The following is a 2,532-nucleotide window of genomic DNA, read 5'->3' as shown; positions in this document are numbered from 1 at the left end:
TTTCGGCGCTGCGCGGCGCGTCTAAATGGCAAACGTAGCACTAATCACCGGCGTGACCGGACAGGATGGTTCGTACCTCGCCGAGTTTCTTCTGAAGAAGGGCTACGAAGTGCATGGGATGGTGCGGCGCACTTCGAGTTTCGCCACCGGACGAATCGATCATCTGCGCAAGGGCTTCGGGCCGGGTTCCGAAGGCCTGCAACTGCATTACGGCGACCTGGGCGACGGCACCGGCCTTCGGCGAATCGTCGAGCAGGTTCGTCCCGACGAAGTCTACAACCTTGCCGCGCAATCGCACGTGCGCATCTCATTCGATCAACCCGAGTACACCGCCGACGTTGTCGGGCTGGGGGCGCTGCGATTGCTCGAGGCGTTGCGCGATCACAACAAGCGCCGTGGGCGGGCGGCGAAGCTGTACCAGGCGGGTTCGTCAGAGATGTTCGGCAAGGCGATGGAAACTCCGCAGCGCGAGACCACGCCTTTTCACCCGCGCAGTCCCTACGCGTGCGCCAAGGTGTATGCGCATTGGCAGACGGTAAACTATCGCGAGGCCTACGGGCTGTTCGCGTGCAACGGGATTCTTTTCAACCACGAGTCTCCCAGGCGCGGCGAGAATTTTGTGACGCGCAAAATCACGCGCAGCGCGACGCGAATCAAACTGGGCATCCAGGAAAAGCTCGCGCTGGGAAACCTGGACGCACGCCGCGATTGGGGATTTGCCGGCGACTACGTCGAGGCGATGTGGCTGATGCTGCAGCAGGAGCAGCCCGACGACTACGTAATCGCGACCGGCGAGACGCATTCGGTGCAGGAATTTCTCGAAGTCGTGTTCGATCGGCTAAAACTGAAATGGCAGGATTACGTCGAGATCGATCAGCGATTTTTCCGTCCTGCGGAAGTCGATCTGTTGATCGGTGACGCGTCGAAAGCGAAGCGTCAACTCGGTTGGACGCCGAAAGTGAAGTTCGAGCAGCTTGCCGAATTGATGATCGAAGCGGATCTCGAACTGGCTGAGCGCGAACTGCGCAGCAAGGCTCATTAGCAATTCGGTTATGCAGGTAACTTGACCGACTAACCGTACGACAGTCAGTCGGTCAGATCGCCTCATATGAATTGCTCCGCCCGCCGTGCGGCGCATACGATCGATGTCTGATCAATATGTCGATCACCGATCGCTACCTCATCAAAGGAACTGAAATGTCAGAGAAAGTTCTTCCGGCGCGCGCGACCTTTCGTACGAGAAAGTCGCGCTCGCCACATTCGGTTGTGCTTTCGGATTCGATTCTGGATATCGGCACGGTTGAGCCGATTCAATTCATCGACCTCACGGATTACATCAACGAGTATCTGAGAGTGAACGCGGTCGAGAGCGGCACCGTGACCGTGTTCTCGCGGCATACGACGGCCGCAATCAAGATCAATGAAGCGGAAGAGCTGCTGCTCGAGGACTTCAAGCGAATGCTGCGCGAGCTATGCCCCTCGGAACGCGGCTACAACCACAACGACATGAGCCGCCGCAAGCCACCGATTGCTCCCGATGAACGTCCCAACGCGCACTCGCACCTGATGCATCTGCTGCTTTCCACCAGCGAGACGATCCCGGTGATCGATGGCCGGCTGGCGCTTGGCACGTGGCAGCGCGTCTTTATGGTCGAGCTTGACGGGCCGCGCGAGCGCCAGGTGATGATCCGATGCGAGGCGTATCACCCGAACGAAATGGCGGAGGCGGTGGAACTGCATGCGGTCGATGGCGGCAACGGGCGCAACCGCGCAGCGCATCATCGCGCGCACCTCAAGTAATTCCGGAATCGATCGAATAGTGGCTAGCTGGCGACACGCTTGACGGCGGCGGCTTCGAATTCGCGCTCGAGCCGTTCGATGTCGTCTGGCGAGAGGCTGAAGTATTTCGCCTCGGGATGATGGAAGACGACCGCGCTGACGGCGCTTTCGGGATCCATCATGAAGCCTTCGGTAAGTTGCACTCCGATCGCATTCTTCTCGACCTCAAGCAAGCGGAACAGCGGCTCCTGATCCTCGAGACGGGGACAGGCAGGATAGCCGAACGAGAAACGCTTGCCGCGATAGTGCGCCTGCACGAGATCCTTGAGCGAGAGGCCGGGCGGGTCGCCGATTCCCCACATCTGGCGAATCTTCACGTGCAGGAGCTCGGCGAATGCCTCGGCGCCCTCGAGCGCGAGCACCTGCAGAATGTGCGAGCGCAGATAGTCGCCCTTGTTCTTCCAATCCTCGGCGAGAGCGCGCACACCGGTGCCGATGGTCGTGACAAACATGCACAGATAGTCGGTGCGGCCGGAATCGCGCGCGGCGACATAGTCGGCGAGACAAAGATGCGGCGCGTCGCTCTGGCGGCCGAAGGTGAAGGACTCGAGTACCGTTTTGCCGTCGGGCGAATAAATCATGACGGTCCGATTGCCGTCGGATTGCGCAGGAAAGAACCGATAAACGGCGTTCGCGGAAATATCCGCGCGCGCGAGAATCTGTTGCGCTACTTCCTCGACGCGATCGTGAAGC

At 59.8% G+C, this 2,532-nt stretch carries 3 protein-coding genes; 2 read left to right on the top strand and 1 reads right to left on the bottom strand.

Annotation, left to right across the window (positions count from 1 at the left end; all coding sequences use genetic code 11):
* The first annotated feature begins 25 nt into the window (after positions 1-25).
* Both gmd and VJX68_RS04730 read left to right on the top strand, forming a co-directional pair.
* Entirely contained in the window at positions 26-1,042 is a 1,017-nt protein-coding gene (gmd, locus tag VJX68_RS04735) for a GDP-mannose 4,6-dehydratase (RefSeq protein WP_324094509.1), read from the top strand.
* 155 nt (positions 1,043-1,197) lie between these two features.
* The gene (locus VJX68_RS04730) at positions 1,198-1,800 is read left to right on the top strand and encodes a secondary thiamine-phosphate synthase enzyme YjbQ (protein WP_324094508.1); all 603 of its coding nucleotides are present in this window, start codon (positions 1,198-1,200) and stop codon (positions 1,798-1,800) included.
* A gap of 23 nt (positions 1,801-1,823) precedes the next feature.
* Here the strand turns inward: VJX68_RS04730 and VJX68_RS04725 are convergent.
* Positions 1,824-2,532, bottom strand: a 709-nt coding sequence (locus VJX68_RS04725) for a vitamin B12 dependent-methionine synthase activation domain-containing protein (protein ID WP_324094507.1), incomplete at its 5' end; no start/stop codon positions are given.

Source organism: Binatus sp. (SeqCode), from assembly GCF_035272065.1.
In the GTDB taxonomy this organism is placed as follows: domain Bacteria; phylum Desulfobacterota; class Binatia; order Binatales; family Binataceae; genus Binatus.
This window is presented reverse-complemented; position numbering and strand designations above follow the sequence as displayed.